Genomic DNA, 22301 nt, shown 5'->3' on the forward strand with positions numbered 1-22301 from the left:
ATTATTGCATGACGAAAGAGGTAAAAAAGACTTCCTTGAGCCGGCTCTGTCCCGTCATTTTCTTTAACACGGTATCGGTCTCATTCAGCATCACGGCGCGCAGCTGTTCTTTTCCGTCGCGGGTCTTTAGCTCATCGACATTTTGAGCGCTGATCAGCATCAGCAGGTTATTCCGCAGCATCGGCTCGTGCTTTTTCAGCGCCGCGACGGTTTCCTCGCCTTCCACCAGAAATGACACTGAAATTTGTATCAGCCGCGCTGAAGCGCTTTTAGGGAAATCGACTATAAAGGGCTTTTCCATATCGAAGTACCGTTTATCCTCGACGACCACCTGCTCGGTTTTTTCAGCCTCGGCCATGCTTCCTTGCAAAAAAAAGAAAGTCGCCGCCGAACCGCCCGCCAATGAAATCAATACAGCGGCAATAATGAGGATCAGTTTTGTGGAGGAACCCTTTGCTCCGCTGTTTTTTTGTTCAATTTGAGCCATGTTTAAAACCTTTCATTTTAAATCCATTAAAAGCAATTTATAGACCACAATAAAATAACAATAATAAAACAAACGCTTATGAATTTTCATTAATCATCGGAAATATCACCGTCAGGCATTGGTCATTATAGAGGATCGGCGTTGAAAAACCCGGTTGAATAGAAAAAATAATCAACTAAAAGAATAATATACAGAGAATCGTAAAAGCTGATAATTAACTAATAAAAAGACAGGATTAATGGCCTGGACGCTGCAGTGAATAATTGCGACTTCAAACCATCAAGAATTTAAGCGATGATAGCGTCATAAAACCGTCATTATCGTTATTTCATTACCAAGCAATTATGACCCTACCCACAAAACACGCGACAGATTATATTCAGGCCATGCTGGAAAAAACCTACAATAACCGTCCGCTCAGCCTGACAATTTTTAAAAAGCTGTTTGAAGAACTTCCGGAGCAAATCAGCGCCATCAATAAGGCGCTGAATAGCCGGGAGTACACGCTTGCCCGGCAAATCACCCATAAATTGCATGGCTCGGCAAGTTTCTGCGGCTTGACTGATATGCAGGAAGCGGCTCATGCCTTGGAGAGCTGCCTGTTAAACCAGGACTTCGAGGCCACCGATCGGCATTTTTTGACACTGCATCAACGCGTCTTGAGCTTTATCAGTCACCAAGCCGCTATCCTTGCTGATCTTGACGATAATTCAGAACAATAGAAAGCCTTTACCGCTGTTTTTGGTAAAGCCACTTGGCTGCGTTTTCGACATTCGCTACATCCCTGTGGCTTAGCGGGTAGGCTGGGTTGGAGCTTTGCGGAAGCCCGGCATAAGGGGCTAGAGAGGACACAGACGACCGCATGGACAGATACTTGCTCCCGGGGTTGTCTGTGTCCTCTGTGGTTTTATGAAATACCCGGGCTAGCTGTCAGCCTTCCAGACCTTTTGACAGGTCGTTTTTGATGTCCTCGAGATTCTCAAGACCTACTGAAATCCGCACCAGCCCATCCTTGATACCGGCGGCGGCGCGGACTTCCGGCGCCAGCCGGCCATGCGTCGTCGTGGCCGGATGCGTTATAGTGGTCTTGACGTCGCCCAGGTTGGCGGTAATGGACAGCATTTCGGTGGCGTCGATCAATTTCCAGGCCTGCTCCTTGCCGCCGCTCAGTTCAAAACTGACCACGGCCCCGAAGTGCGCCTGCTGGCGCCTGGCCAATTCATGCTGGGCATGGGATGCCAGGCCGGGATAATGGACTTTGGCGACGCCCGGCTGCCGCTCCAGCCATTTGGCCAGCTCGAACGCGTTGTCGCAATGCGCTTTCATCCTGACCGCCAGCGTTTCCAGGCCCGATAAAAATACCCAGGCATTGAACGGGCTCATGGTCGAGCCGCCCGTGCGCAGATACGGATAGATATGCTTCTCGATCAGTTCCTCGCTGGCCACGACGGCACCGCCGACACAACGCCCCTGCCCGTCTATGTATTTGGTGGCCGAGTGCACGACGATATCGGCGCCCAGCGCCAGTGGCTTTTGCAGCACCGGCGTGCAAAAAACATTGTCGACCACCAGCAAACTGCCGTGGTTATGCGCGATTGCGGCAATGCGTTCAATATCGGCGATTTCAATCAGCGGGTTGGAAGGCGTTTCCAGAAACAGAAAGCGCGTATTCGGCTTGATGGCTGATTCCCAAGCCGCAAGATCGGTCAGGTCAACGAAGTCCGTCTCAACACCGAACTTGCCGAAATAATTCTGGAACATCAACACGGTATTGCCGAAGACGCTGCGCGAACAGACGACATGATCGCCGGCTTTCAGCAGACCCATGCCGACCGCCATGATGGCCGCCATGCCCGACGAAAAAGCCAGGCAACGTTCGCCTTTCTCCATCAGCGCCAGCCTTTCCTGAAAGGCATTGACGGTTGGATTGGTGAATCGCGAATAGATATTGCCGGCTTTCTGGCCGGTAAAGCGCAAAGCGGCTTCCTCGGCGCTGTCAAAAACATAACTGGAAGTAGCGAAAATCGGCATGCTGTGCTCATCTTCATGCGTCCGCCTGTGTCCGGCCCTTATGGCCTGAGTTTCCAGAGAATATTCGTTCCAGTTAATGTCTTTCATTGTTCGTTAATTTTGTCAGGAAGAAAAAAGAGTTCCAGCAAGGCGCATTTCAGACCTGCTGTTTCAACCGCAATTTTGCATTTCTATAATGAAATTCTGCGAATTCCGTTCCGATTGCGCACTATCGTTGCGCATGGCTTCAATGCGCTCCAGGTAGGCCGTATCAATATCGCCGGTCACGTATTCGTTACTGAAACAGGAGGTATCGAAATGTTTGATGTTCGGATTACCTTTGCGAACGGCATCGATCAGGTCATCCAGATCCTGATAAATCATGCGGTCGGCACCGATCGCGGCGCAAACCTCCTCCTCCGAGCGGTTATGCGCGATTAGCTCATGAGCGGCCGGCATATCGATGCCGTACACGTTCGGGTAGCGGACAGGCGGCGCCGCGGAAGCGAAATAGACTTTTTTGGCGCCGGCATCCCGGGCCATCTGGATAATCTGTTCGGACGTCGTCCCCCTGACCACGGAATCATCAACCAATAAAACGTTTTTGCCTTCGAATTCCAGACCGATGGCATTTAACTTTTGCCTGACCGATTTTTTCCGCATTTTCTGGCCTGGCATGATAAAAGTCCGTCCGATATAGCGGTTTTTCATAAAACCTTCGCGAAACTTGACGCCCAGCCTGTTGGCCATCTGTAAAGCGGCCGTGCGGCTGGTATCGGGAATAGGGATGACGACATCGATATCATGGTCCGGCCAGACTCTGAGCACTTTTTCCGCCAGTTTTTCGCCCATGCGCAAACGGGCTTTATAAACGGAAATATCGTCAATAATGGAATCGGGACGGGCGAAATAAACGTACTCAAAAATACAAGGGCAATGATCGATCGCCTTCGCGCACTGCCTGGTGTGCAGTACGCCCGATTCCTCGATAAACACCGCTTCCCCGGGTTCCAGGTCTCTGATCAGATTAAAGCCCAGCACGTCCAGCGCCACGCTTTCCGAGGCGATCATGAATTCGGGGCCATGGTCGGATTTTCGCTCGCCGAATACTACGGGCCGGATACCATGTGGGTCCCTGAAGCCCAGCACTCCGAACCCGGCGATCATAACCACTACCGCGTAAGCGCCGCGGCAGCGCCGGTGCACGCCCGATACCGCCTCAAACACATCCTCCACGCTTAAATGCAGTTTGCCCAGCGATTGTAATTCATGGGCAAAAACGTTCAGCAGCACTTCGGAATCGGAATCGGTGTTAATATGACGCAGATCCTCGACAAACAAGGCCTTTTTCAGCTCTTCGGTATTGGTCAGATTGCCGTTATGCGCCAGCGTCAAACCGAAAGGAGAGTTCACATAAAAAGGCTGCGCTTCAGCCGAGCTGGTGCAGCCGGCCGTGGGATAACGCACATGGGCAATGCCCATATTGCCCCTCAGCCTCATCATCTGATCATTGTTAAAAACGTCCCGTGTCAAGCCGTTCTCTTTGCGCAAATGCAGTCGTCCGTTCTCGCAAGTGACAATCCCCGCGGCATCCTGGCCTCGATGTTGCAAAACTGTTAATGCATCATACAACTCCTGATTAACAGCCTGATGTGAAACGATAGCAGCAATACCACACATTCTTTTTTAACCTGATCCTTAAAATATTTAGCGATAATTTATATAACCCGCCATGCCTGACGGGTTGTGATCCCGCAACCAGACAGCGAATGATTGAAAAGGTGGAATCAATCGGGATTTTTTCCACCAGGAATCTTCCGGCAACGATGTCAAGCCGGCCAGCACGATCATGACCGCAACAACGACCACGCCTCGGAAACAGCCCAAAATCATACCGAGAAAGCGATCGCCGAAAGTGAGTCCGGCCTGTTTAATCAGCTTTTCTCCCAGTATAAAACCAATTAGACCACCGAGAACCAGCGTAATCACAAACAGACTGACGAACGAGGCGGCAATTTTGGCTGACGGGTGGCTGATAACCGGCTCCAGGAAGCGGGAGAAGTCACGACTGAAATTCATCCCCACCCAGATCGCCACTATCCAGAACACCAATGAAAACACTTCTTTAATAACACCGCGCAATAACCCTATGACCAGCGAAATGAGGACGAGGCCGATAATGGTAAAGTCTATCCAGATCATATGTCCGTCCGGTCTATAAAAAATAGCGTTTCACTTGGCCTCACTCCGAGACAAGAAGGGATTTAATCTTATTTAGCCTATCCACTTTTTCCTGCATGGCTTTAGCGCGTTTTTGATCAAGCTCGGGGCCGACCTTGATCCGATATAAGGTTTTTCCGTTAACCTGAGCGGTTTCCAGCGACGCCGGAAAGCCTTGCTTGCGCAGTTCAGTCCATCGGGTCGTGGCGTTTTCCTCCTTGCTGAAACTGCCTGCGCGTATATACCACCGGGTCAGGCCGTTGCCTGATTTGGCTGGCGCGGCTTTCTGCTGAACAGCCGGCTCCGGTTTTGTAGCCGCCTGGGATTCCTTAGCGGGCGTTTTAATCGCCGCCGGTTTCTCATGTCGAGCTGTTTCCTGCCGCACCGGGGGGCTGCTCTCTTTTCTCGGCGCCTCCAGCACTTGCTCGGCCTCTTCCACGATAACTACCTCTTGCGCATCTTCGGCGCCCAGGGATTCGGGATAACCGAGCTCTTCCTGAGTCAGTTCGGATAAAGCAATTTCCGGTTCATCAAGCGGTCGGTCAGGATAGCCTGTATCCTCAGCGTCCAACGGTTCCGCCTCCGTCGTATTCAGAACCTGATCGGCATTGGCGGGCAGCCTGTCCTCGCCCTCCACGACAATCGGCGCCTCGGGAATAATCAATTCGCTGACAACCTGACCGCTATTGTCAACAGGATCATCAAACAGCATGGGAATAAAAATGGCCGCCAGCGCCGTCACAACTACCGCACCAATTAATCGTTGTTTTAACTCTTGTTCCATTTTCTCAACTCACCTTTTTTCAAATTCAGCCAGGCAATCAGATACCAGAAAGAACGAGCCGAAAACCAGCAGCAGATCGCCTTTCTGGGATTGGGTTTTTGCAGCATCGAAAGCCTCGGCAAAACCTTTAAAACCGAAAAATACATTAGTCACCGAGCTTTGCGCGAAAATCTCGCGCATTAGAGGTTCCGTAGCCGCCCGAGGATTGGATAAGGGCGCGAAAAACCAGTTAAAAATCACAGGACGCATGATTTCAATAACGCCCGCGATATCCTTGTCTTTCATCATGGAAAACACGGCATGAATGCGCCTGCCGGGAAAAGTCGCGGCCACATAATCAACCAGCGTTCTTACCGCCTGGGGATTGTGCCCCACATCCAGCAATACCGGAATTTCATCATTGATCAATTGAAAGCGGCCGGCCAGCCGGACTTTCTCCAGCCCTTGCCGAATCGCGGCATCGCTGACGGGCAATGCGCCGGCTAACTCGGCCACGGCTAAAATTGCCGACGAGGCATTGCGGAACTGGTGCTCGCCTTTTAACCCCGGTTCAGGCAATTGGGGCAACCGGCGATCGCCGGCAAACCAGTCCCATCCGGCCGCTCGTTTTTTATAGCCGAAATCCTTGCCCAGGCAATAGAGCCGCGCCTGCTGGTCGACCGCCACCTGCGCCAATGATGCCGGCGGCTCGGGATCGCCGACGATGGCCGGAGTATCGGCCCGGAAGATACCGGCTTTTTCCCTGCCTATCGCTTCGCGGGTTTCGCCCAGCCAATCGACATGATCAATGCAGATGCTCGTTATCAGCGCCACATCGGGATCAATGATATTGACCGCGTCCAGACGCCCGCCCAGGCCGACTTCAAGCAACTGGACATCCAGATTCGAGCGCCGGAAAATATCCAGTGCCGCCAGCGTGCCGAATTCAAAATAACTTAACGAAATATCGCCGCGGACCGCTTCAATTCTGGAAAAGGCCTCGCAAATCAGTTCATCCGATACCGGCTTACCGTCTATCTTGATTCTTTCGTTGTATTTCAGAATGTGCGGCGAAGTATAAGCACCGACGCGATAGCCTTGCGCTCTGTAGATGGCTTCAAGATAAGCGATGCACGAGCCCTTGCCGTTAGTGCCGGCAACCGTAATGGTTGGCGGTTTGATCCCATCGGGATTAAGCGCGTGAAAAACCCGGGACGACCGATCCAATCCCAAATCTATTGTCAGCGGATGCAAGCTTTCTTGCCAGGTCAGCCAGCCTTCCAACGAATCAAAATGCATCATTAGCCGATAATGCCTGGATACCGATAGGCATAGGGAAATTACGCTTCCTGCTCGGATTGAGGACTATCGGCAAACGTTTCAATTTCGGCAATCTCTGTTTCCGGCTCAACCGGAGCAACTGGTTCCGCCTGCGGCTCGGCCGGTACCTCTACGACGGTCTCCGCCCTGCCGGCCATCAGCATGGACAGGATGCTGGCAATTTTATCGCGCATCTCTCGCCTGTCGATGATCATATCGATAGCGCCATGCTCCTGCAAAAATTCGCTGCGTTGAAAACCTTCAGGCAATTTCTCGCGGACGGTCTGTTCTATGACCCGAGGCCCCGCAAAGCCGATCAGCGCCTTGGGCTCGGCCACGTTGATATCGCCCAGCATGGCCAGACTTGCCGACACCCCGCCCATGGTGGGATCAGTCATGAAGGAAATATAGGGGATGCCGGCTTCGGATAATTTCGTTAAGGCCGCGCTGGTTTTCGCCATCTGGAACAAGGAGAACAACGATTCCTGCATACGCGCGCCGCCGCTGGCCGTGAACACGACAAACGGTACGCCAAGCTTCAGACTCGTGTTGACGCCGCGGACAAACCGCTCGCCGACGACCGAGCCCATCGATCCGCCCATGAAACTGAAATCGAAAGCCGCAACAACGATGTCCTTGCCTTTCAGCTTGCCTTTCATCACCACCAGCGCATCGGTTTCCTTGGTCTGCTTTTGCGCTTGCGCAATCCGGTCCTTATATTTCTTGCTGTCTTTGAATTTTAAGGGATCGGTAGGTTTGACGGTCTTGCCGATTTCCTCGCGATCTTCCTCATCCAGGAACATATTCAGACGCGTTCTGGCCGAGATGCGCAGATGATGCTCGCATTTCGGGCAGACACTGAAGTTTCTCTCCAGTTCGCTGTTGTAAAGAATCGCACTGCAACTGGGACATTTGTTCCACAAGCCTTCCGGCACGGTATTTCTTTTATTCGACCCGTCTATCCGGATTGTCGAAGGGACTAATTTCTTAAACCAACTCATTATTATACGCTCCGTAGCGCTTCATCATATGCATGTATGGCAAATCGGCTCGAGGTAAACCATGACATTCGATTACCAACCGGCAACCGTCTGCAATTACTTTCCAACCCCGGCCTCAACTATCCATCGCCTGGCGCATGGCAGCCAGCAACTCAACAATTTCAACCCTGGCCCGTTCGGGATCATGCAGATTCGCTTCAATTTTACTGATCAGAGCACTGCCGATAACCACACCGTCGCCTATTCCTGAAACAGTCCTGGCCGTTTCTGCATCCTTGACGCCGAAACCGATGCCAACCGGCAAACGGGTATTAGCCCTGATCTGTTTCAGCTTGTTTTCAACATCGGCCGTATTCAAATGGCCTGCGCCGGTGACCCCTTTCAGGGACACATAATAAAGATAACCGCTGCCCAGGGCGTCCATTTTCCTGATGCGCTCCTCACTGCTGTTGGGCGCCAGCAGGAAAATCGGATCGATGCCGCGCGCCTTGAGCAAGCCCATGCATTCCTCGCCCTCTTCGGGCGGCAGATCGACCGTCAATACGCCGTCAATCTGAGCTTCCTGGGCGGCATTGGCGAAATTCTCATAGCCCATGGCTTCGATGGGATTTAAATACCCCATCAATACCAAAGGCGTTTGTTGATCGGTTTTCCTGAATTCCAGAGCCAGCATCAGCGTCTTGCGCAAGCTCATTTTATGGGCCAGCGCGCGCTCGCTGGCCCGCTGAATAACGGGACCATCAGCCATCGGATCGGAAAACGGCACGCCCAGCTCGATAATATCGGCGCCGGCCTTAACCATCGCATGCATCATCGGCACGGTAAACTCAGGGTGCGGATCGCCGGCCGTGATAAACGGAATCAAAGCCTTGCGGCCGGCGTTAGAAAGTTGTTCAAATTTAGCGGCTAATCGGCTCACAGTGCTATGCCCTCGCGTTGTGCCATCGTATGCATATCTTTATCGCCACGACCGGACAGGCTCACGATGATGATTTCGTCCTTTTTCATGGTCGGCGCCAGCTTCATGGTATAGGCCATGGCATGGCTGGATTCCAGAGCCGGAATAATGCCTTCCATGCGCGTCAGGGCATGAAACCCTTCCAATGCTTCATTGTCGGTAATATTGACGTACTGCGCCCGGCCGATATCTTTCAGCCAGGCATGCTCCGGCCCCACGCCCGGATAGTCCAGGCCGGCCGAAATCGAATGCGTTTCAATGATTTCGCCGTCATCGTCTTCCATCAGATACGTGCGATTGCCGTGCAGCACCCCCGGACGACCCGCGCACAGCGGCGCGGAATGCCGGCCCGATTCGATGCCGTCGCCGGCCGCCTCGACGCCGTACATTTTCACCGAGGCATCGTCGATAAACGGATAGAATAAACCGATGGCATTGGAGCCGCCGCCGACGCAGGCGACCAGCGCATCGGGCAAACGCCCGGTCATTTCCCGGCATTGCTGTTTGGCTTCGCGGCCGATAATGGCCTGGAAATCCCGGACCATGGCGGGATAAGGGTGGGGGCCGGCCACGGTGCCGATAATATAAAACGTGTTATCGACATTGGTGACCCAGTCCCGGAGCGCTTCATTCAGCGCATCCTTGAGGGTTTTCGAGCCGGACTCGACGGCAACGACTTTGGCACCCAATAACTTCATGCGGTAAACGTTCAACGCCTGACGCGCCACATCGACAGCACCCATGTAGACCACACACTCGAGCCCCAGCCTTGCCGCGACTGTTGCCGTCGCGACACCATGCTGGCCGGCGCCGGTCTCGGCGATGATGCGCGTCTTGCCCATGCGTTTGGCCAGCAGGGCCTGGCCAATCGTATTGTTGACCTTATGCGCGCCGGTATGGTTAAGGTCTTCGCGCTTTAAATAAATCTGCGCGCCGCCCAGTTCGCGGCTCCAGCGCTCGGCATGGTACAAAGGCGAAGGGCGGCCGACGTAATGCTGCAGATCGGCATCCAGTTCGGCAATAAACTCCGGATCTGTTAAATACCGTTGATAGGCCGCATTTAATTCCTGAATCGGTGGTATTAATGTTTCTGCTACAAACATTCCTCCGTAAGGGCCGAAATGTCCCCGCTCATCGGGCATATTATATTTTTCTGTCATGTTATTAACTTTTGTCACCCTCATTAACTGCTCTTAAAAATGCCGCCATTTTCAGCGCATCCTTAATCCCTTTTCCCGCCTCCACGCCACTGCTGACATCGAGCGCATACGGCCTTACCGCCTGTACAGCCTGCGTTGCATTGTCCGCGGCCAATCCGCCCGCCAATACAATTGGCAAAGCGCACTGGCGCGGAATCAAATCCCAGTCGAACCGGCTTCCTGTTCCGCCTTTGGCATCCGGATGCCAGGCATCCAGCAGCAACCCTGCCGCATCATGATAGCGCCGCGCCAGCGCGGCAATATCAATGTCCTCCCGCATACGGACCGCTTTCATATAGCGCTTGCCATAAATCCGGCAAGCCTTGTCCGGCTCATCGCCATGAAACTGCAGGCAATCGACCGGCACCCGATCCAATACCTCACGTATCCGCGCCTCCTGTTCATCGACGAACAAGGCCACGACGGAAACGAATGCCGGCAAGGCATTGACGATTTCAACCGCGCGCTCGATATCAACATTTCTGGGACTGGGCGGATAGAAAACCAGGCCAATCGCATCGACACCCAATTGAGCGGCATAAACGGCATCTTCAGCACGGGTAAAGCCGCAAATTTTAACGCGAGTTCGCATAAAGTGATATGAGAATTTGTTCAAAAAACCAGCCGCCTAGAATAACATAAAACAGCACCGGTGGCGCCTGCAATATACAAAGAATTCGTTACTAAACAATCGCGAGCCTCATAAAAAAGGCTGACATAAGTCAGCCTCGTGTTTGATAACGCAACATTATAAAATCAGTGCGCGTGATCATGAGCATCCTCCGCCGGCCCATGATCATGTGCCGTATTCTCATGGTCATGCACATGGTCTTCTTCCGCATGCTCGTGAGTGTGCGTACGACCCTCTTCCGTATGTTCGTGCTCATGCACATGGCCAGCCTCTTCAGGCTCGTGATCTGTCATAAGGCCATCACCCGCATGTCCATGCCCGGCGTCCGCATTCGGATGCTCATGCACATGACCATCATCCGGCGGCTTGACGGCCTCGACGCCGACGCCGTATTTATAAACCATCAGCCCGCCCAGATCGGCGCCCAGCACCATCAATCCGCAGAGCAAGCCCGTCAGCGTCAGAAAAAGACCGTTTGCCGCGCCCCGAATCACGCCGCCGCTTGCAACGCGCCAAACCGAAAGCACAACCGCCAGAATCAGCACCGCAACGCCAAACTGCTGATGGCGTTCCATAATGTCATGGACATTCCCGCCATGCGCCACGGAACCCGCGGCAATAAAGCCGGCTATAACGGTAAGCCCGGCCGCCACGGTCCCCAAGTAAAGAAACCAGCTGGCCACCTCACGCCATCGCGTTCTTCTCGCCAGTGTACCGGCAATATCCAGAATCAGGAAAATTGATAACAATGCGATGGGAAAATGCACCAGCAGAGGATGAATATTATGCATGCCGGTCAATCCCGGCATAATGGCCGGAAAAATTTCCGCTGGTTCCTTGCTTAACAACCCTTCGATAAAACTGAGAAAATGGGCCACGCCATCCGCAACGCCGCCGCCGTGATCGCCGCCGCCATGAACCTGGAAAGATAAAAAGTTACTCACATCAATCATAATTGTAATTCACAGAAAAAAGACACTAACCTGAAATATTGATAATTGCAAATCAGATAAAAAACCTGATTAGACCATTAAATCAGTCAAAACGTTTGGCATCGGCCGGCAATTTATCAAAGACCGGATGTTTGGCAATACCGTAGTGCTCAGGATAATAAACCGCCCCCAGATACAGGCCGTCGGGAGGCGCCGTGATACCGCCCAGCTTACGGCTTTTCACCTCGAGCAGCTCGCGGGTCCAGTCCACGGACTGCTTGCCCATGCCGATGGCCATCAACACGCCGGCGATATTCCTGACCATATGGTGTAAAAACGCATTGGCGGAAATATCCATGATCACTTGATCGTCACGCCGATAGACATCGATAAAGTGCATGATGCGCCAGGGACTTTTGGATTGGCAACCCTGCGCCCTGAACGAGGAAAAATCGTGATTGCCGATCAGATACTGCGCCGCCTGATGCATTTTGTCGGCATCCAGCGGGTTATAGCACCAGGTCGCCCGACCATACTGCAAGGCCGGCTTGGCTGGACGATTCAGGATGATGTAGCGGTAAAACCGCGCGACGGCGCTGTATCGGGCATGAAAATCGCCTACCGCCGGCTTGACCCAGGTGATTTTGACATCATGCGGCAGATTGCTGTTGCCGCCCAGCATCCAGGCATGCAGATCCCTCTTCGCCTCGGCATCGAAATGCACAACCTGCTCAAAAGCGTGCACACCGGCATCGGTCCTGCCGGCACAGGTCACAGTCACCGGTTGAGCCGCGACTTTCGACAAGGCCTGCTCAAGGGTCTGCTGAATACTGCGCTTGTCAGGCTGCCACTGCCATCCCGAAAAGCCGCCGCCATCATATTCCACGCCTAAAACGATACGCGTCATTTCAGGCTCCCGCGGGCAATCAGCCCGCCGCTATCACACAAACTCAAACTACACTCGCTTATCATCAATAAATAAAAACCGGCATCCCGGCCTCCACACGCTCGAACAAATCCAGCACATCGGCATTGTTCATGCGAATACAACCGTGCGATTCCGGCCTGCCGTTCATCAATTCGTCGGGGCAGCCGTGGATATAAATATAGCGCCAGGCCGTGTCGACATCTCCATAACGGTTTTTTCCCGGCTCCAGTCCGCCCAGCCACAGAATGCGCGTCAATATCCAGTCCCGCCGCGGATTCCGCCGGCCCAGTTCGGCGCTGTAAATTTCACCGGTCGGCCGCCGGCCGACAAACACCGCATGCAACGGCTGACCGGCGCCGATTTTCGCCCGGACCCGGTGCCAGCCCGTCGGCGTGCACTCACTGCCCCGACGCTCACCGGCGCCATTTTTGGCCGTGGATACGGCATAACGTTGCAAAATCTGTCCGTTGTCAATGATACTCAGCTGTTGCTGGCTGATTGAAATCTCCAGAAACAAATCGGGTTTCATACGCACACCTGAATTTTTAGGAATGGGAATTATAAAATTCACGTTCCTTACCTTAACTCGTAGCATTCGCTCATAACCTGCGCCCGGGTTTCCCCGATACGCCATACCGCTAAAAAACTGACGGCCGCGGCCGCCGAAACATAGCCGCCCACCCAGGCCAGTCCGCCCTGATTGACCAGCAACTGCGAAATATACGGCGCGCACGATGCGCCCAGAATACCGCCGAGATTATAGGCCGCGCCGGCACCGGTATAGCGCACCGCTACCGGAAACAACTCGGGCAGCAGAGCGCCCATTGGCGCGAAAGTCGCCCCCATCAGGAACAGCGACAGCGACAAAAACAGCGTGATTTGCAGCGTTGATCCGCTGCTCAGCATCGGAGCCAGCGCAAAACCCGACAGGATGGCGGCAAAACCGCTGATCATCAATACCGGACGGCGCCCGAACCGGTCACTGGCCCAGGCCGATAAAGGCGTGGCCAGCGCCATGAAGACGATGGCCACGCACAACATGCCTAAAAACAATGGCCGTGAGATCGCTAACGTATTAGTCCCGTAACTCAGGCAGAATACGGTCGCGGTATAAAACAGCGTATAACAGACCACCATCGCCAGTGCGCCCAGCAGCACGGCACGCAGATGCCGGCTCAGCAACACCGTCAGCGGCATTTTCAAGGGCGCCTGCTGCTGCAAAAGCGCCGAAAACTCGGGCGTTTCGGCGAGTTTCAGACGCACATACAGGCCCACTGCCACCAATAAGCCGCTGGCCAGAAAAGGCAGACGCCAGCCCCAGGCCTGGAAATCCGCATCGCTTAAATTAACTGCCAGCAGCCAGAAACTCAGCGTTGCCAGCAAAAACCCCACGGACGGCCCCAACTGAGGAAACATGCCGTACCAGGCTCGGCGGCCGGCAGGCGCGTATTCCGTGGCCAGCAGCACCGCCCCGCCCCACTCGCCGCCCAGCCCCAGCCCCTGCCCGAAGCGCAACAGGCAAAGCGCGACCGGCGCCCACACACCCAGCGTGTCATAACCGGGCAAGCAACCGATCAGCAGCGTGGACACGCCCATCAACAACAGTGATGCCGCCAACGTCGCCTTGCGTCCGATCCGGTCGCCGAAATGACCGAACAGCACCGCCCCCAATGGCCGCGCGATAAAGGCGATACCAAATGTCAGAAATGCGCTCAAGGACTGAACCGCCGGCTCGCTCTGCGGAAAGAACACGCGCCCGATCACCAGTGCCGAAGCCGTTGCATAGATATAGAAATCATAGAATTCAATCGCGGTGCCGATAAAGCTGGCGAAGGCAATATGGGCAATGGAAGGCGGGGTATTTTGTATTTTCATGGCCTATTCTAACTTTTTGTATGCCATGAACGAAACTCTGATTACATACCCGGTAAGCGCCGAGGGCAAGCCACTGCTCAGCCTGGTTTACGCAGACGAATATCGGCGCGATTTTGGCCACCATTGGCTGTTCGCCTTAGGTGGCCGCAAAGCTGTTGCCGCTAAAACAGAGCGATGTGCCTGCGGCGCCGCAACACCAGAAGAGAACCCAATCCCAAACCGAGGAGGCCCGCCAACTCTGGTTCAGGAACCTGCTCAACCTGCAGAAAGCCACGGATCTCGCCAGCGGAAAATTCCGTCGTATGAATGTTCACATAAGACTCGCCGGCCAGCATGCCCTCGGTTAAAGCCGCCGCCGCGCCCGCCACCGTGCCGCCATTCGCCGTGATGAAGGCCGGATTAAACGATGAAGCCAACGTCAAATCGAACACCTCATCATAGGTTCCTGCCGTCACCCCTGATGGAAAACCGGGAAAAGACGGCACCGCCGTGGCAACCCCGGCAGTCGACGGCTGGGCGAACTGGGAAACGCAGCAATGGATGTGGGCGGCGACCGTTGTTCCGAGAAGATCGGCGAATTCAATCTGCACGCGCAACGTATTCGCGATTGTATCGAAGTCGACCGAGGAAAAACCGGTACCTGGCGAATTGTTGACCGGAAACTCGCTTGGGCCATCAAGGTCGGCATTAAATTTAACCAATGCCGCGTGACTAAAAGGGGCGGCAAATAACAGGGTTGTCGCCAGTGTTATAAAAACGAGAATTTTTTTCATGCTTCCTCCTGCCAAATTTATTGGGGGTTTTAAAGAGAAAGCACATTTCGAACCACATTAATCAAGCCTATGTTTTCATTATATTTTAATACTCGATTTCAGCATTAGCCGCGCATTAAAGTGTAAAATTTATTGACCCGACAATTAGTCTGCCGACTGGATAGTCATCCTAACAAAAACCCAGCATACAAAAACTCGAATGCTGGGTTTTTGTTGCCTGGCCCCGGCCTGCAGGCCATGCAAAACGGCTCTAGACGCTATTTCTTCTCAAACAAGGCGATCGATTCCACATGCCCAGTCTGCGGAAACATATCCATGACGCCGGCCTTGATCAGCTTGTAACCGAGCTCATTGACCAGAATGCCGGCATCGCGGGCCAGCGTCGAGGGATTGCAGGATACATAGACGATCTGCTCGGGGCACCATTTTTTGAAATGGTGCAGCACTTCCGAAGCGCCGGCCCTGGACGGGTCCAGCATGATCTTGTTGTACTTGCGGTTGGCCCAAGGCTGATCACTGATATCCTTGCTTAAATCGGCGGCATGGAATTCCACGTTTTCGATGCCGTTATGGCGCGCGTTTTCCCGGGCATGCTTGACCAGCGGCAGATCGCCTTCGACACCGACGACGCGGCCGGCTTTTCGGGCCATCGGCAGCGTGAAATTGCCGAGACCGCAGAACAGGTCCAGCACCGTGTCGTTCTCGTTGAGATCCAGCGTATCGAGCACGCGGTTGATCATCTGCCGGTTGATTTCGTAATTGACCTGCGTGAACATGGCCGGCCTGAATTTGAATTCGATGTCCTGATCCGGCAGCGCATAAGTCGGTATGACTTCCGGTTCGCCGTCCAGCGGCACGATGGTGTCGGGGCCTTTCGGCTGCAGGCAGATGCTCATATGATGCTCGCGCCCGAATGCGCGCATGCGCTCCTTATCGGCATCGGTCGGCGGCTCCAGCACGCGCACCGCCAGCACGCAGTCGTCGTCGCCGATCGCGACCTCAATCTGCGGGATTTTATCGCGGATGGTCAGGCCCTCGATCATCTCGCCTAACGCGGTCAGCCGCGTGCCTACGATCGGGTGCATGACGATGCAGCTGTCGATCTCGGCCAGATACGGATGACGTCTTTCCCTGAAGCCCACCAGCACGCGATTTTTCTTGGCGACGTACTTGACGCCCATGCGCGCCTTGCGCCGATAGCCCCAATGCGGCCCTTCCAGAGGTTCCCACAAGGTGGGAATCTCCACCTTGCCGATGCGCCGGAACTGCTCGACCAGCAAGTCCTGCTTGATACGGATTTGCGCGCTTGAATCCACATGCTGAAAGCTGCAGCCGCCGCACACGCCATAATGCGCGCAGGCGGCGTCAACGCGGTCACCGGCGCGGCTCAGCAAATTGACCACCTTGCCTTCCGCGTAATCCCGGCGAATTTCGGTATAGACAAACTCGACCTCTTCGCCCGGCAACGCCTCATCGATGAACACGGCCTTGCCGTCGACATGCGCGACCCCGCGCCCGTCATGCGCCAGGGATGCTATGGTGACTTTGACCGGTGTATCCGGCAACTGCTTTCTTCTCGATCTGTTTCGTGACATGCTGATTACTTCTGCTTCCAACTTCCGTTAGATGATTGATACCACCAACCCGGCTGGGCATGACTGACCCAACGGGCGGCAAAGGTTGATTTGATTTGAGCGGCCCATTCGGGATGGCCGTTGGCGTTGGCAATAGCCTGATAAAGACGCTGACGGTCGGCATTTTCGGCCGCGACCAGTTTGTTGACTTTGTTTCTGTCCTGCAAGGGTACGGCACCGGCATTTCTGACCGTCAACAGGCCGTCCGCCTGTATGCCGATAAAACCCGCATTATAAAAGGGCTTTAACGAGGAAAAGCGGCTTTCCATAGACGCTCGCACCTGCCTGATTTCCGGGCTGTTGATCGATAAATCAGCCCCCTGGGCCTGTGCCGGCGAAATCACCACATTGATAACGCTGTCCAGCGACCTGAAAACGGCGACCTGCCAGACGGACAGGCTGGCCTCGGGCTCGGTTGCGTCTGGCGCGCCCTCTTCCTGAATGCCCCTGATGATTTCATCGGCGGCCTTTTCCGCTGCCGCGGCAGGGAAATAAATATTGATCGTTACACAAGCGGTCAACATCAACGCGCCCAATACTATTATTTTTTTCATGATTTGCTCCCAATTATTCAATGCGTACTTCATCGGTGGTTGAAATACGTGCCAACCGCTCTATCAATACGTTCCAGTCAACCTGGGGATTATAGCCGATCACGTCGATCCGCGGCAGGCCACCACCTTTAATAAGGTAATATCCTTGCGGCGCGGCCTCGACCCCCATCATCTGACAGACTCCGTCATGCAGATAACAGCCCAGGCCGATTTTGTCGTAACTGAATGTTTCGAAAAAACGCAGAAAACTTCTGGACAGCACATCGGCCGCGCCGCCGCCACCGATGCTGGCGATATTCCTGACTGCTTTCTGGCTGATTCTATGCCGGGATTTGTCGTCGTCGGGCGTGCCGAACCAAGCGTAAAAACTGACCGGCTGCCAATTTTCCATATATAACTGCCGGACATAGCCCGACAAACGCCCGGTGATGCCGCCGAACTCAAACCGCCGCGTCAACTGATCCAAATCCAGGTTGTCGACTTCCAGTTCCGCATGAAACCTCGGAAAATCGGTAAACAGTCCCGACGATGCCAGATTCGTGACCTTGACCTCCCCGTCAAACACCTTGATGTTCAGCTCGCCCCCCAGGCTCAAGGTTTTATCGCGGTAGTCGACGCCAGGAATACGGCCGCTGATGGTGCCGGACAGCGGCGTCCAGTTCAGCGCGCTGGACAATTGCTCCAGCGATACCTGATAGACATCACCTTCGAAGTAAACTTCGGGTGCATCCTGCTGCTTGGCCTGCCACTTAAACTCATTGACGGCGATAATGCCGTCCAGAAAAGGCAGCTTGGTCTTTTCCAGCAGAGTGATAGTTCCCGCCCGGGCCAGAAAGGCAAGCCGGGCCGGACCGACAGGCAAAGCCCGCACCTGCAGGCGCTGCCAGACCAGCTCGGAGGATTGATCAAAGGCTTCGTTACCGGACCAGTTGATAATGCCGGCACCGCCCTGAAGCGCCAGACGCCCTGCTTCATCGTTCACATCCAGATCGCTAAAACCGGCGGTCAGGCTGGCCAATGCCTGTTGTTCGATGGTCAAATCGGCTGTCAGCCGTCCCGACAGCGATACGCCTTCCAATGCCGTCGCCTCGAACAGGGACTGGAGGTAAACCGCCGACAGCCCCGCCAGATCCTGGCTGGCCAGCGTTAAACGGGCCTGTTCGACGGCGATGTCATGGTCATAGCGAATAACCGCGCTGCCCTGTAATTTCACCGCGCCCGGATGGTGATAGTCGGCCGATTTGATCGCGATCCGGCGGGTCTTGCCATTCCAGTCACCCTCCGTATCCAGCACGATCGCCTGCGCGCCTGCCGTCAGAAACAGCGGTTCGGCGTATATCGCCCCGCCGCCGACTTCCGTATGATTTTGCCAGCGCCATACCCCGTCTTCGCGACGGGCTTCCAGCCTGGTCGACAGCGTCAAGCCTTCGGCGGCAAAGCGCGCATCGACGCTCTGCCCCGAGAAATCCTTCACCTCGACGGCGGCATCGACGGCGTGCACGGTATCGTGCGAACCCGTTACGTTGAACCATAAACTGACGCGGCCGTCCTGCAGTTCCACGGGCGGCAGCCGGATCATCGCCCGCAGCAGTTTGACATCGGCCCTGCGGGCCCGGATTTTCAGCCGCCATTGCAGGCCGATTTCCTCGCCCTCGACGGTAAACCGGCCGCCCACCCAATGCAAATTGGCCAGCTTGAACGTGCTGTGGTTCTCCTTGATGTGAAAGGATAAATCGGCTGACGGCGATTGCCACTGCCGCGAACGGATCTCGGCGCGTCCCTGCTCGCAGTCCATGGCCTCGTTTTGCCAGGTGAAAGACGTGCAGCGGATATTGACCAGGTTCAGGTCATCGAAAGGCTTGGGCAGGCTCAGTTTGTCAATAGTCAGGGCCAGTTGCTGCGGACTTTTGCCCAGGTCCGTCAAGGCGATGTGAATGCCCTGCAATTGCCAGTCTCTGGCCTTAAGGGCGCCGATATTGACCGAAACGGCATCCAGTGCATTGGCGATCGACGTCGCTAACATCCATATAATCGCCAGGAGGATCCTCATCAACAGTGCATAGGCGCTTGGCCATCCCGGCTCAGCCCGGAAAGACACCGGTCGATAAGTAACGGTCGCCCCGATCGCAGATAATCACCACAATCACGGCATTTTCGACTTCGGCCGACAGTCTCAATGCCGCGGATACGGCGCCGCCCGATGAAATGCCGGCAAAAATGCCCTCCTCGGCCGCCAGCGCTCGCGTGGTGTTCTCAGCCGAGACCTGATCGACATCGATAATACGATCGACACGCTCGGCCTGATAAATTTTCGGCAGGTATTCCTTGGGCCAGCGCCGGATGCCGGGAATTTTGGACTCGCCTTCCGGCTGCACGCCGATGATCCGGATTGCCTCGTTCTGCTCCTTCAGGTATTTGGCCGTGCCCATGATTGTGCCGGTCGTGCCCATGGAGCTGACGAAATGCGTGATTTTACCGTGCGTGTCGCGCCAGATTTCGGGGCCGGTGCCTTCATAATGCGCGCGCGGATTGTCGGGATTGGCAAACTGGTCGAGGATCTTGCCCTTGCCGGCCGCCTCCATTTCCCGGGCCAGGTCGATCGCGGCCTCCATGCTGCCGGCCGCCGGCGTCAGGATAATCTCGGCGCCGTAGGCTTTCATCGATGCCCGGCGTTCCTCGCTCATATTGTCCGGCATGATCAAGGTCATCTTATAGCCCTTGATGGCCGCGGCCATCGCCAGGGCAATGCCGGTATTGCCGCTGGTCGCCTCGATCAGCCGGTCGCCGGGCTTGATTTCGCCCCGCGCCTCGGCATGCTTGATCATGCTGACCGCCGGCCGGTCTTTCACCGATCCGGCCGGGTTGTTGCCTTCCAGTTTCGCCAGAATGGTATTACTGGTGGCACCGGGTAAGCGCTGGAGTCTGACTAACGGCGTATTGCCGACAAAGGATTCAATCGTTGGAAAAGTCATGGCGGTATTATTCAGGTAAAAGAGGATGAGCCAATTATCCCACAAAAAGAGACCGCACAGATTCCGTTTTTATTTGCCGATTCCCTACAAAAACTGATAGATTTTCCGCCTGTTTTAATTATCTATTTCTTATTAGGCCTATGAATACCGACGATATCGCCCGCGTAAAATCCTATCTGCTTGGCTTGCAGGACCATATCTGCACCGCCCTGGAAGGCGAGGAACCCGAAGCCCGGTTCATTGAAGATAATTGGGAACGGCCGGAAGGAGGCGGCGGCAGAACGCGCGTGCTCGCGAACGGCCGGGTATTCGAACAGGGCGGCGTGAATTTTTCCCATGTATCGGGCTTTAATCTGCCGCCTTCGGCCACGGCCAAACGTCCCGAACTGGCCGATCGCGAGTTTCAGGCCATGGGCGTGTCGCTGGTGATCCATCCCAATAACCCGTATGTACCGACTTCGCACGCCAATGTGCGCTTTTTTATCGCCGAAAAACCGGGCGAGCCGACGATCTGGTGGTTTGGCGGCGGCTTTGATCTGACGCCGTTTTATCCGTTCGAGGAAGACGTCCTGCACTGGCACCGGACGGCGCGTGCCGCCTGCCAGCCTTTCGGCGACCAGGTCTACCCGGCCTACAAGAAATGGTGCGACGACTATTTTTTCCTCAAGCACCGCAATGAAACGCGCGGCGTCGGCGGACTGTTTTTCGACGATTTGAATGACTGGGGTTTTGAACGCTGCTTTGCTTTTATGCAAAGCGTCGGTGATCACTATGTCAAGGCCTATCTGCCCATCGTGCAGAAACGCAAGGACACGCCTTTCGACGGCCGGGAGCGCGATTTTCAATTGTACCGTCGGGGCCGTTATGTCGAGTTCAACCTGGTCTATGACAGAGGCACCTTGTTCGGCCTGCAATCGGGCGGCCGGACCGAATCAATTCTGATGTCCATGCCGCCGGTTGCCCACTGGCGCTATAACTGGCAACCGAAGCCCGGCAGTCCCGAGGCGCGCCTTTACGAACGCTATCTGAAACCGCAGGACTGGCTGGCCGGCGACTAAAACCCAAAGGATGTGGTGCGGGAAGCGCCTGGTCTTCCCGCAATAAAGCTGCCAGGACTCAACCCCGGCTTTTTAAGATTACGCTTATTGCAACGCGGAGAAGGTATAAACGTAATCGTTGTCCTTCATGGGCGTATGGCAGGCAAAACATTCCTTGGCCTTGGCTTCTTCGTGCATGACCAGCTTGCCGTCTTGCCAATGCGCAAAGCCCCAGCCGCCGGTAGCGGCATATTTCTTACTGTCCTTGATCATGGCTTCAGCGCCGGCAAATCCACCGGGAACGATCGCCTGCGGCCAATTGGGATGCGCGCGCTCTTTCCATACTACTTTGGCTAAAACCGAGCCATCCGGCCAGGGCTTGTTTTCACCCTTACGCGCGGCCTCTATGGCGGTGTCGTTGCCCAGGATGGCGCGCAGGGTTTCTTTCTCGGTCCGGTGGGAAACCGACAGCAAACGCCAGTCCTGATAGTCGCCGTGCACCGGCTTGGCGGCCTCTGGCGCGGACTTGGCGTCCCCCATCGCTGTTGCCGACAACGTCAGTAAAACAGCGGCAAAAGAGACTTTCAGCTTAAGATTCTGTGTTTTTTTCATCTTTCCTCCATTTCGGGATTTGCTTTTAAACTTGCGCATTATTGTTGCTTTTCTTGAATCCGCGTCAAAAGGCCACCCCTTCAACACAAGCTCGAACTGCAGTGTTATATCAGAAAACAGTCGGCTTACATACCGTTTCATCAACAAGCCGAATGCCTGCTTGCGGATCCGGCCTCATTGCCATTGGCCTAATTGATCAGATGGCATGTATCTGAATATCAAAACGGTCTCAACACCGTGTCCTATATGATATTTAACACTAAATACCCTTCTTAATTATTTGATATTAAATCAGGGAATATATATTCTTAAATATTTCTTAAGAAAATTCAGATACCCTTTGGTTTTTCCCTGCCACGCTTGTTCAACGGATTGTTGAAAAAATGAGATTTACA

The 22301-nt window shown here is 54.5% G+C and carries 22 protein-coding genes; 2 read left to right on the forward strand and 20 right to left on the reverse strand.

Annotation, left to right across the window (positions count from 1 at the left end; translation table 11 throughout):
* Window position 1: 1 nt before the first annotated feature.
* Window positions 2–487 carry a flagellar basal body-associated FliL family protein gene (locus EK22_RS11300; protein ID WP_036250983.1) on the reverse strand — a complete coding sequence of 162 codons (486 nt, stop codon included), beginning with the start codon at window positions 485–487 and terminating at the stop codon, window positions 2–4.
* Window positions 488–831: 344 nt separating this feature from the next.
* Between EK22_RS11300 and EK22_RS11305 the strand changes: the two genes are divergently transcribed.
* Window positions 832–1209, forward strand: a complete 378-nt coding sequence (locus EK22_RS11305) for an Hpt domain-containing protein (RefSeq protein WP_235209291.1) — start codon at window positions 832–834, stop codon at window positions 1207–1209.
* Between the two features lie 208 nt (window positions 1210–1417).
* Here the strand turns inward: EK22_RS11305 and EK22_RS11310 are convergent, their stop codons facing one another.
* The 18 genes from EK22_RS11310 to cysM all read right to left on the reverse strand — a co-directional run bounded on the left by EK22_RS11310 (window position 1418) and on the right by cysM (window position 20257).
* Window positions 1418–2605 carry an O-succinylhomoserine sulfhydrylase gene (locus EK22_RS11310; RefSeq protein ID WP_036250987.1) on the reverse strand — a complete coding sequence of 396 codons (1188 nt, stop codon included), beginning with the start codon at window positions 2603–2605 and terminating at the stop codon, window positions 1418–1420.
* 63 nt (window positions 2606–2668) lie between these two features.
* Entirely contained in the window at window positions 2669–4177 is a 1509-nt protein-coding gene (gene purF, locus EK22_RS11315; RefSeq protein WP_027147338.1) for an amidophosphoribosyltransferase, read from the reverse strand.
* Between the two features lie 27 nt (window positions 4178–4204).
* Window positions 4205–4699 (reverse strand): CvpA family protein, encoded by a 495-nt coding sequence (locus tag EK22_RS11320; RefSeq protein ID WP_020159718.1) that lies wholly within the window; start codon window positions 4697–4699, stop codon window positions 4205–4207.
* Window positions 4700–4739: 40 nt separating this feature from the next.
* Complete coding sequence (locus EK22_RS11325; RefSeq protein WP_036250991.1) at window positions 4740–5501, reverse strand: SPOR domain-containing protein; 762 nt, start codon at window positions 5499–5501, stop codon at window positions 4740–4742.
* Window positions 5502–5510: 9 nt separating this feature from the next.
* Window positions 5511–6782, reverse strand: a complete 1272-nt coding sequence (gene folC, locus EK22_RS11330; RefSeq protein ID WP_081917852.1) for a bifunctional tetrahydrofolate synthase/dihydrofolate synthase — start codon at window positions 6780–6782, stop codon at window positions 5511–5513.
* Window positions 6783–6820: 38 nt separating this feature from the next.
* A complete protein-coding gene (accD, locus tag EK22_RS11335) occupies window positions 6821–7807 on the reverse strand; it encodes an acetyl-CoA carboxylase, carboxyltransferase subunit beta (protein WP_027147337.1) in 987 nt (328 codons plus the stop codon).
* 109 nt (window positions 7808–7916) lie between these two features.
* The gene (gene trpA / locus EK22_RS11340) at window positions 7917–8720 is read right to left on the reverse strand and encodes a tryptophan synthase subunit alpha (RefSeq protein WP_036250995.1); all 804 of its coding nucleotides are present in this window, start codon (window positions 8718–8720) and stop codon (window positions 7917–7919) included.
* A complete protein-coding gene (gene trpB, locus EK22_RS11345) occupies window positions 8717–9919 on the reverse strand; it encodes a tryptophan synthase subunit beta (protein WP_020159713.1) in 1203 nt (400 codons plus the stop codon). The genes trpA and trpB overlap by 4 nt, the downstream gene beginning before the upstream one ends.
* Before the next feature lie 4 nt (window positions 9920–9923).
* Entirely contained in the window at window positions 9924–10550 is a 627-nt protein-coding gene (locus tag EK22_RS11350; protein WP_036250997.1) for a phosphoribosylanthranilate isomerase, read from the reverse strand.
* Window positions 10551–10714: 164 nt separating this feature from the next.
* On the reverse strand, window positions 10715–11542 hold the full coding sequence (locus tag EK22_RS11355) for a DUF2231 domain-containing protein (protein WP_036251000.1): 828 nt from the start codon (window positions 11540–11542) through the stop codon (window positions 10715–10717).
* 82 nt (window positions 11543–11624) lie between these two features.
* Window positions 11625–12428 carry a tRNA pseudouridine(38-40) synthase TruA gene (gene truA / locus EK22_RS11360; RefSeq protein WP_036251003.1) on the reverse strand — a complete coding sequence of 268 codons (804 nt, stop codon included), beginning with the start codon at window positions 12426–12428 and terminating at the stop codon, window positions 11625–11627.
* A gap of 64 nt (window positions 12429–12492) precedes the next feature.
* Window positions 12493–12978, reverse strand: coding sequence for a L,D-transpeptidase (locus EK22_RS11365; protein ID WP_020159709.1), 486 nt, complete (start codon window positions 12976–12978; stop codon window positions 12493–12495).
* Between the two features lie 47 nt (window positions 12979–13025).
* Window positions 13026–14324: an MFS transporter gene (locus tag EK22_RS11370; protein ID WP_036251005.1), complete on the reverse strand. Its 1299-nt coding sequence runs from the start codon at window positions 14322–14324 to the stop codon at window positions 13026–13028.
* A 161-nt stretch (window positions 14325–14485) separates the two neighbouring features.
* Window positions 14486–15097 carry a CHRD domain-containing protein gene (locus tag EK22_RS11375; protein ID WP_020159707.1) on the reverse strand — a complete coding sequence of 204 codons (612 nt, stop codon included), beginning with the start codon at window positions 15095–15097 and terminating at the stop codon, window positions 14486–14488.
* A gap of 257 nt (window positions 15098–15354) precedes the next feature.
* A complete protein-coding gene (gene rlmD, locus EK22_RS11380) occupies window positions 15355–16692 on the reverse strand; it encodes a 23S rRNA (uracil(1939)-C(5))-methyltransferase RlmD (RefSeq protein ID WP_027147336.1) in 1338 nt (445 codons plus the stop codon).
* 5 nt (window positions 16693–16697) lie between these two features.
* On the reverse strand, window positions 16698–17285 hold the full coding sequence (locus EK22_RS11385) for a YdbL family probable chaperone protein (protein ID WP_036251037.1): 588 nt from the start codon (window positions 17283–17285) through the stop codon (window positions 16698–16700).
* Between the two features lie 13 nt (window positions 17286–17298).
* Window positions 17299–19308: an intermembrane phospholipid transport YdbH family protein gene (locus EK22_RS11390; RefSeq protein WP_051961859.1), complete on the reverse strand. Its 2010-nt coding sequence runs from the start codon at window positions 19306–19308 to the stop codon at window positions 17299–17301.
* A 58-nt stretch (window positions 19309–19366) separates the two neighbouring features.
* Window positions 19367–20257, reverse strand: a complete 891-nt coding sequence (gene cysM / locus EK22_RS11395) for a cysteine synthase CysM (RefSeq protein WP_027147333.1) — start codon at window positions 20255–20257, stop codon at window positions 19367–19369.
* Between the two features lie 140 nt (window positions 20258–20397).
* Here cysM and hemF point away from each other — a divergent pair, with 140 nt between their 5' ends.
* Entirely contained in the window at window positions 20398–21315 is a 918-nt protein-coding gene (gene hemF, locus EK22_RS11400; RefSeq protein WP_036251013.1) for an oxygen-dependent coproporphyrinogen oxidase, read from the forward strand.
* 84 nt (window positions 21316–21399) lie between these two features.
* On the opposite strand, the gene EK22_RS11405 is transcribed toward hemF, so the two are convergent.
* Window positions 21400–21906, reverse strand: coding sequence for a cytochrome P460 family protein (locus EK22_RS11405; RefSeq protein WP_036251015.1), 507 nt, complete (start codon window positions 21904–21906; stop codon window positions 21400–21402).
* Between the last annotated feature and the right edge of the window lie 395 nt (window positions 21907–22301).

The organism is Methylobacter sp. BBA5.1 (assembly GCF_000746145.1).
Lineage (GTDB): Bacteria > Pseudomonadota > Gammaproteobacteria > Methylococcales > Methylomonadaceae > Methylobacter > Methylobacter marinus.

Bases quoted from the DNA above. Each gene is read 5' to 3' on its own strand.
- EK22_RS11325 (WP_036250991.1), bottom strand. From the start codon at position 5,501: ATGGAACAAGAGTTAAAACAACGATTAATTGGTGCGGTAGTTGTGACG.
- truA (WP_036251003.1), bottom strand. From the start codon at position 12,428: ATGACGCGTATCGTTTTAGGCGTGGAATATGATGGCGGCGGCTTTTCG.
- EK22_RS11310 (WP_036250987.1), bottom strand. From the start codon at position 2,605: ATGAAAGACATTAACTGGAACGAATATTCTCTGGAAACTCAGGCCATA.
- EK22_RS11350 (WP_036250997.1), bottom strand. From the start codon at position 10,550: ATGCGAACTCGCGTTAAAATTTGCGGCTTTACCCGTGCTGAAGATGCC.
- EK22_RS11375 (WP_020159707.1), bottom strand. From the start codon at position 15,097: ATGAAAAAAATTCTCGTTTTTATAACACTGGCGACAACCCTGTTATTT.
- EK22_RS11320 (WP_020159718.1), bottom strand. From the start codon at position 4,699: ATGATCTGGATAGACTTTACCATTATCGGCCTCGTCCTCATTTCGCTG.
- rlmD (WP_027147336.1), bottom strand. From the start codon at position 16,692: ATGTCACGAAACAGATCGAGAAGAAAGCAGTTGCCGGATACACCGGTC.
- EK22_RS11365 (WP_020159709.1), bottom strand. From the start codon at position 12,978: ATGAAACCCGATTTGTTTCTGGAGATTTCAATCAGCCAGCAACAGCTG.
- EK22_RS11385 (WP_036251037.1), bottom strand. From the start codon at position 17,285: ATGAAAAAAATAATAGTATTGGGCGCGTTGATGTTGACCGCTTGTGTA.
- purF (WP_027147338.1), bottom strand. From the start codon at position 4,177: ATGTGTGGTATTGCTGCTATCGTTTCACATCAGGCTGTTAATCAGGAG.
- EK22_RS11355 (WP_036251000.1), bottom strand. From the start codon at position 11,542: ATGATTGATGTGAGTAACTTTTTATCTTTCCAGGTTCATGGCGGCGGC.
- EK22_RS11405 (WP_036251015.1), bottom strand. From the start codon at position 21,906: ATGAAAAAAACACAGAATCTTAAGCTGAAAGTCTCTTTTGCCGCTGTT.
- EK22_RS11300 (WP_036250983.1), bottom strand. From the start codon at position 487: ATGGCTCAAATTGAACAAAAAAACAGCGGAGCAAAGGGTTCCTCCACA.
- folC (WP_081917852.1), bottom strand. From the start codon at position 6,782: ATGATGCATTTTGATTCGTTGGAAGGCTGGCTGACCTGGCAAGAAAGC.
- cysM (WP_027147333.1), bottom strand. From the start codon at position 20,257: ATGACTTTTCCAACGATTGAATCCTTTGTCGGCAATACGCCGTTAGTC.
- hemF (WP_036251013.1), top strand. From the start codon at position 20,398: ATGAATACCGACGATATCGCCCGCGTAAAATCCTATCTGCTTGGCTTG.
- trpB (WP_020159713.1), bottom strand. From the start codon at position 9,919: ATGACAGAAAAATATAATATGCCCGATGAGCGGGGACATTTCGGCCCT.
- EK22_RS11370 (WP_036251005.1), bottom strand. From the start codon at position 14,324: ATGAAAATACAAAATACCCCGCCTTCCATTGCCCATATTGCCTTCGCC.
- EK22_RS11390 (WP_051961859.1), bottom strand. From the start codon at position 19,308: ATGTTAGCGACGTCGATCGCCAATGCACTGGATGCCGTTTCGGTCAAT.
- EK22_RS11305 (WP_235209291.1), top strand. From the start codon at position 832: ATGACCCTACCCACAAAACACGCGACAGATTATATTCAGGCCATGCTG.